This window comes from Streptomyces sp. (genome assembly GCF_050698815.1).
Lineage (GTDB): Bacteria > Actinomycetota > Actinomycetes > Streptomycetales > Streptomycetaceae > Streptomyces.
This window is the reverse complement of sequence record NZ_JBOHCV010000347.1, coordinates 1-6,250: the sequence shown is the minus strand read 5'-3', so window position 1 is coordinate 6,250 and position 6,250 is coordinate 1. Positions and strand designations below refer to the sequence as shown.

Annotated in this window: 6 protein-coding genes; 2 read left to right on the top strand and 4 right to left on the bottom strand. The window is 65.7% G+C overall.

The features are described from left to right. Positions 1-127: 127 nt before the first annotated feature. The 3 genes from ACRDP3_RS12765 to ACRDP3_RS12755 all read right to left on the bottom strand — a co-directional run bounded on the left by ACRDP3_RS12765 (position 128) and on the right by ACRDP3_RS12755 (position 3,570). A complete protein-coding gene (locus ACRDP3_RS12765) occupies positions 128-529 on the bottom strand; it encodes a DUF6197 family protein (protein ID WP_431517022.1) in 402 nt (133 codons plus the stop codon). Positions 530-741: 212 nt separating this feature from the next. Beyond that, positions 742-1,308: an SDR family oxidoreductase gene (locus ACRDP3_RS12760; protein WP_431517021.1), complete on the bottom strand. Its 567-nt coding sequence runs from the start codon at positions 1,306-1,308 to the stop codon at positions 742-744. A gap of 9 nt (positions 1,309-1,317) precedes the next feature. Next, complete coding sequence (locus tag ACRDP3_RS12755; RefSeq protein WP_431517020.1) at positions 1,318-3,570, bottom strand: MMPL family transporter; 2,253 nt, start codon at positions 3,568-3,570, stop codon at positions 1,318-1,320. A gap of 300 nt (positions 3,571-3,870) precedes the next feature. Here ACRDP3_RS12755 and ACRDP3_RS12750 point away from each other — a divergent pair, with 300 nt between their 5' ends. Continuing rightward, on the top strand, positions 3,871-4,395 hold the full coding sequence (locus tag ACRDP3_RS12750) for a MarR family winged helix-turn-helix transcriptional regulator (protein WP_431517019.1): 525 nt from the start codon (positions 3,871-3,873) through the stop codon (positions 4,393-4,395). Between the two features lie 249 nt (positions 4,396-4,644). Here the strand turns inward: ACRDP3_RS12750 and ACRDP3_RS12745 are convergent, their stop codons facing one another. Beyond that, entirely contained in the window at positions 4,645-5,166 is a 522-nt protein-coding gene (locus ACRDP3_RS12745; RefSeq protein ID WP_431517018.1) for a hypothetical protein, read from the bottom strand. Positions 5,167-5,419: 253 nt separating this feature from the next. Here ACRDP3_RS12745 and ACRDP3_RS12740 point away from each other — a divergent pair, with 253 nt between their 5' ends. Beyond that, on the top strand, positions 5,420-6,094 hold the full coding sequence (locus ACRDP3_RS12740) for a class I SAM-dependent methyltransferase (RefSeq protein WP_431517017.1): 675 nt from the start codon (positions 5,420-5,422) through the stop codon (positions 6,092-6,094). The last annotated feature ends 156 nt before the right edge of the window (positions 6,095-6,250 follow it).

Genomic DNA, 6,250 nt, shown 5'->3' with positions numbered 1-6,250 from the left:
CCGCTACACCAAGGACGGCAAGGTCATCTGGGCCGAGCAGTCCGTGCCGGGGCCGCTCGGCAGCTGACCGGCCCGGCGGCGGACCGCCGGCACCGCGGGCCGCCGTACCCGCCGCCGCATGCCTTTTCTAGTCGACCAGCATTGCGTGCGTCGCCCTAGCCGGGGCGGCGATCGACACCGTCGGCAGCCAGGGGGCTCGGCACCCCCGGAGCAGCTGTACGACATCCCCGCGCTTGCGGAGGGGTACGTCGTTCCAGGCGGCGAGCAGCTCCACGTCCGAGAATGCCGCGGTGCAGTGCGGATCCAGCCTCTGACGGAGCTGGGCCAACAGCCGTTTCGTCGTGGGAGAGTCAGCCTCAGCGTGTCCGTCGCAAGCCCAGCGCACAGCTGCTACGAGCCCAGCAGCTCTGGGGGCCTCGGGTGGGCCGAGGTAAGGCATGCCCTGACACCAGCCGTTGCGGCTGATGAGCTCTGCTGCCCCCTGAAGGGACAGGCCGGCAGTACTACTGTCGCGCGGTATACGGGCCATCGATGGGGTCGCTTTCGGGCAGTCATGGATTGATGGTTGGTGCCGCCGGCTGAAGCCGGCGACACCACCTGTGTCACGCCGACGTGTGCATTCCCGACTCCGGCCAGGGTGTGGATGGCGGGGTTCCAGTCCGGCAGGGCGGCAGGACTTGTCAGGACGTCATGAACCTGATCCGGGGGGGAAGGGAAGGCGGCGAGTGGCGCGCTGTTCGTTCACGGATACCTCAACCCTCCGTCTATGTGGACAACCGTCGCGTTGATGGAGCGTGCGGCGGGGCTGCTGAGGTACGCGATGGTCTCGGCCGTCTTGAGCCCGCTTCCTTGCTGGTCCGACAGGCTTCGCCCGGCAAGGCGCTGCTGGTGCTCGGGCGGCAGCGCACTGCCCAGACCCGTATCGAGCACTCCTGGAGCCACGACGACCGTTCCTACATTGTAGGACGTGTATTCCTGGGCGACGGTCAGAGCCAGCCCCGCGAGGCCGGCCTTCGACGTGGTGTACGCGGCCTGGCCGGGATTTCCGGTGAAGGCGGCTACCGAGGGATTCGGCACTTCCTCCGGGAGGAGTGCGACAGGACTGATGTCGCGGTCGATGATGATCAGCAGCGGTGCCTGTCGGGACAGGTGACGGTCCACGCTCTGGCGCTCGGCAGCGTTGGGCCACAGCGAGGAGACACCTGCCGTCCCCTTGTTCGGAGCGCGCCACGTCAGCCGCTGCTGCCCCTCGAAGAGGACGAGCACGTCGCCGTGTATCTGATGCGGGGAGAAGTTCTGCGAGTACATCCGGCCCTCCTAGCGCGTAGCCAAGGTCTGCTGACCCGACGTGCCGACCGGCTCCCCGTCGTCAGCCGCCACGGCGCCGTTCGCGGGAGGCGTCGTGCCGACCTCGCCGCGGCTCCTGCGGTTTCGTCCCCAGACACGGTCCCCGACGAGCAGAAGAGTGGCAGGCATGACGAGCCGACGGATGACCACGGCATCGAGAATCACGGCGACCGCGAGGCTGAGGCCCAGCTCCCTCACGATGCTGATCTGGGCGCTCATGAAGGATGCGAAGACGGCGACCATGATGACCGCGGCTCCGTTGACCAGCCCGGCGGTACGGGCGAGACCGCCGAGGACGGCTTCACGGTGCGAGAGCCCGTCGGCGTGCAGTTCCTTCATGCGAGCGATCATGATCACCATGTAGTCCATACTCAGACCGAACATCACGGCGAAGAGCATGAGCGGGGTGACGCTGTTGATGGTGTGTTCGGCGTCGCCGGAGACCAGGGCGAGGACTCCGAGACTGGCCGCGACGACCATGGCGTTGAATGCCAGGGCGAGAAGCGGCAGCCAGAGCGACCGGAAGGCGAAGACCAGGATCAACAGGCTGAGCAGGGCGACGATTCCGACCACCCACGGCACGGAGTCGATCACGAGTTGGTCGAAGTCGCCGCCGACGACTGTGGCGCCGGCGAGCTGGGCGGTGACTCCGTCACCGGTGACCGTGGGGAGTTCGTCCCGCAGATCGCTCACCAGGTGGTGGGAGGAGGCGGAGTCGGGATCGGCGGACGGGGTGATCATGACGCGGGTGACCAGGGTGTCGCCGTCGGGCGCCCAGAGTTGGCCGAGCGCCTTCTTGGCTTCCGCGGGCAGCCCGGCACCGCCGGTGGAAAGGGCCTTCGAGAGCTGCGACTTGGGCAGACCGAGGGTGGTGACGGCGTTGACCTCGGCGGCGCCCGGGGCGCCGTCGGCGTGGTCGGCGATCTTGCGTGCGGCGTTCAGCAGCGAGTCGTCCTGGCCTGCGGGCGCGGTGAGGACGACCTGCACGGGGAACATCTCACGCAGACCGATGTCGTCCTGAATGCGCTCCATACCGACGCGGGCGCTGTCGTCGGAGGGCAGGATCGTGGCGCTGGCGACAGGGACTTGCCAGGTGAGCTGGGCGGCAGGCGAGGCCAGCGGTGCGAACGCGGCCACGAGCGCGGCCAGGATGAGACCGGGGCGGCGGATGAGGCCCGAGGGCTTGCGCGCCGAGGCCTTCGCGGTGGCGGAGGTGCGGCGGCGGCGCAGCGTGCCCCAGTTGATGCGGTGTCCGAGCAGCGTGAGGATGGCCGGCAGCAGAGTCGTGGCCATGGCGACGGCTACGACGGTGACGATCAGCCCGCCGAGCGCGATGCTGGTGAACGACATGGCTCGGGGGACGAACAGCGCGGACATCGCGACGGCCACGGCGAGCCCGCTGAAGACCACCGAGTGTCCGACGGTGCGCATGGTCCGTTCCAGCGCGTCGGGCACGGCCCGGCCGTCGTCGAGTTCCTCCCGGAACCGCTTGATGATGAAGAGCGAGTAGTCGACGGCGACTGCCAGGCCGACCATGGAAACGATATTGGTGAAGAGGTTGTTGACGTCGGTGACGTTGGCCAGACCGAACCCGATGGCCTGGGTGATCACCAGTGTGATGCCGGCCAGGGCCAGCGGCACGATCATCGCGGCCACCGACCGGAAGACCAGCAGCAGGACGACGAACAGCACCGGGAAGGCGATCATCTCGGCGCGGGCGGCGTCCTCCTGGGAGTTCATGTTCAGGGAGTAGTCCAGGGCGGGGGCTCCCGTCACGTCCACCTGTACCCCGGTGGCGGCCTTCTCGGCGACGTCGTCCTGAACCGTCGGCACGAGGTTCTGCACGGTCGTGTTGTCACTGGTGAAGCCGACCTGGATGAAGGTCGTTCGTCCGTCCTCGGACAGCCACTCCGGGTGTGTGCGGTAGTCCGTGATCTGCGCGACACCATCGCGCTGAGCAGCGGTCCTGGCAGCCGGGACGGACTTCTCCGCGGCACCGTCCTTGTCGTGCAGGACGACAAGCAGGGAGTTGGGGGCCTCGTTGAAGGCCTTCTCCAGCGTGTGCTGTGCGTCCACGGAGGCGGACCGCGGGTTGGAGAAGCCCCCGGCCTTGAGCGCGCCGGTGAGCTGAAGGGCGAAGGGGACGGCCAGGGCCACTACCAGCAGCCAGGCCGCGATAACGGTTTTAGGCCTTCGGGCGGCCAACTGCGTGAGTTGCTTCATGAGGTGCTCCTCGGGGGTCCCGGACTGCTTCGCCGCGAGCGAGCCAGGAGGCGCCCGCGGCGTCGGGAACAACGGGCAGCGAGCACGCGTCACTGTTTCGATGATGGATCATTGATGTCGCATCACCATACCCAGAAGTAGTTAATGATGCAACATTGATGATGTGACACGCGAAAACGTCACAGCGTAGTCAGACCGGAACTAAGCGCTCCGGAAGTGAGAGCGTGATGCAACATTGATGACGCACCACGTAACGTAGATGGCACCCTCGCCGTCGAACACCTGACATTGGGACGAAACATGCTGTATGAGACATCGAAGAGAGCGGCCGCAGGCGACGAACCCGGTGCACTGCCCTTCGGCACGCAGCGCCAGGTGAGTGAGTTGAGGTTCCTCGTGCTTGCCGCCCAGAGAGAGGGCAACCGCCAACTGGCTCAAGCTCTCCGGGAGATCGGCCTCACGCCTGCCCAGGCCGAGGTCATCACCGTGCTCGAGGAACAGGAGCCACTGACGCTCGCGGCTCTCGGGCGCTACATCGTCTGCGAAACGGGAAGTCCCAGTCGCCTTGTGGACTCCCTCGTCAAGAAGGGGCTCGTGGAGCGCGAGAGCGGTCAGTCCGACCGCCGGGTGGTACACCTGCGACTCACCGCAGAAGCACGGGCGCTTGGCGAGCACATCAAGAAGATCGACGACGCCATCGACTCCGTCATCCTGGACAGGCTGGCCGGACACGACGTACAGCCGGTCATCGATGCCCTCCACCGCATCGTCTGCGGCACCAACGCAGGTTCCAAGGTGGCGCACCGCTTCCCGCCGGAACAGTGACTCCACGAGCGGCTGCCTCAAAGGCTCACCGACGACGCCACGACCCTCCTCATCGAATGGCACCCGCACGAGCCTCACGAACCTGCGCCCGTCCCTGGCTGATCACCGAAGAACGCGTTCCCTTGGGCTGGCGCAGCGACTTCAGAGAAACTGGCATAGCGAAGCCCCCGATGACCAAATCGATCACCGGAGGCTTCTTCGCTACCAGACAGGGAGAGTCGGGCTCCAAGAGCAGCCTTCTACTGCGCCTTAGCGGTCGTTGTAGATGCGATACCGACTAGAGCAGTAGGTTTCCCTGTAAGTGGAATTGCTTTCTCGGCAGATTTCGATCCCAATCCACCGATTTTCCGGCAGATTATGAGCCTGGCTGTTATCACTGGCATAGCTATAACTGCAGTCTCCGTCGTTTTTCCCGTCCATCGTGGAGTACACGTGATTGTAAGTACTCTGACCCACTGAAACATGAACCACGACGTGGTTACTGTCCGACTCGGTGTCACATATCTTGACGCGGTCTCCGTACTCCTCAAAATACACTTTACCGCTTCTGGGGCTGGCATCCGTCGTATAGTAAGGGCCGTAATCCCAATCGATAGCAGCAGATGCCGGCATCATAGAAACCATCAGGGTTCCCCCCAACGCCGCAGCAACCAGCGCAGCCTTAGCGCCCTTCTTCCCGATCTTGTTCACGAACTGGTTCTCCCGTTGAGTCTGAACCGAGGCATTGTCCTTGACGTTGCTCAGTTCTGTTTGACTGAAGGTGGGCGACATGACTCTTCATGGCACCCTTTCGTCTTTTCTCGGTGTGAAGCTAGCACCGCGAGGAGCAGCGGCAACCACGATTCGGTTGTCGCCGAAATACTTGCGCGAGCTTGGCTCTTGCGGATAGGGCGGGATGCGGGACGGTGCGCGGGCCGTGGTTCGCGCCGCTGGGAGGTCACGCGGTGATGCAGCGGTGGATGTCGCGCAGGTCAACTCAAGGTCGTGACGCGGCCTGTCAGTTCTCTGGTCTAGGGTCGCCCGCATGGCTGAGCCATCCTTTCTGACCGCCGTTCGCGAGTCGTACGACACGGTCGGCGCCGATTACGTCGAACGCGTCCCGCCTCCAGCCGCGATGGATCCGCTGTCACGCGCGATGCTGGCTGGGTTCGCCGAACTCGTGCGGACGGCCGGTCTGGGGCCGGTCGCGGACCTGGGATGCGGCCCCGGCCGCGTGACGGCGCACCTGGCCGGGCTGGGAGTGTCCGCCTTCGGCGTCGATCTGTCACCGAAGATGATCGGGCTGGCCCAGCAGGCCTATCCGAACCTGCGGTTCACCGCGGGCTCGATGACCGCGATGGAGATGAGGGACGACGAGCTCGGCGGCACCCTGGCCTGGTACTCCACCCACCACACGCCCCCGCAGTGGCTGCCGACGGTGTTCGCCGAGTTCCACCGCACGCTCGCGCCCGGCGGCTACCTGCTCTGGGGAGACTATGTCGGCGATGAACGGCTGCAGCCCACCCAGGGCTATGGTCATCCCGTGTCCTACGAGTCGTACCTCCTGCCCCTGAACCGCGTGATCGGCCTGCTGGAGCAGGCCGGACTCGTCGTCACCGCGAGGCTGGAGCAGGAGCCCGGCGGACGGGCGAACAGACCGCACGCCTGCCTGCTGGCCCGCAAGCCCGAAAAGAACTCCGGTAATACGGCTCGCGGTTAGCGCGGTTGCCTGGACTCTTCGCGCATATGCTTGAGGACCGCCTGGGCGTCCATCGTGCGTCGCATCCACCTGCTCAGAGGACGTTCGACCGCTCGGTGGATGCCCCAGGCCACGGCCAGCATGGAGCTGACTGCCAGAGGCAGGGTGTAGGCGGCG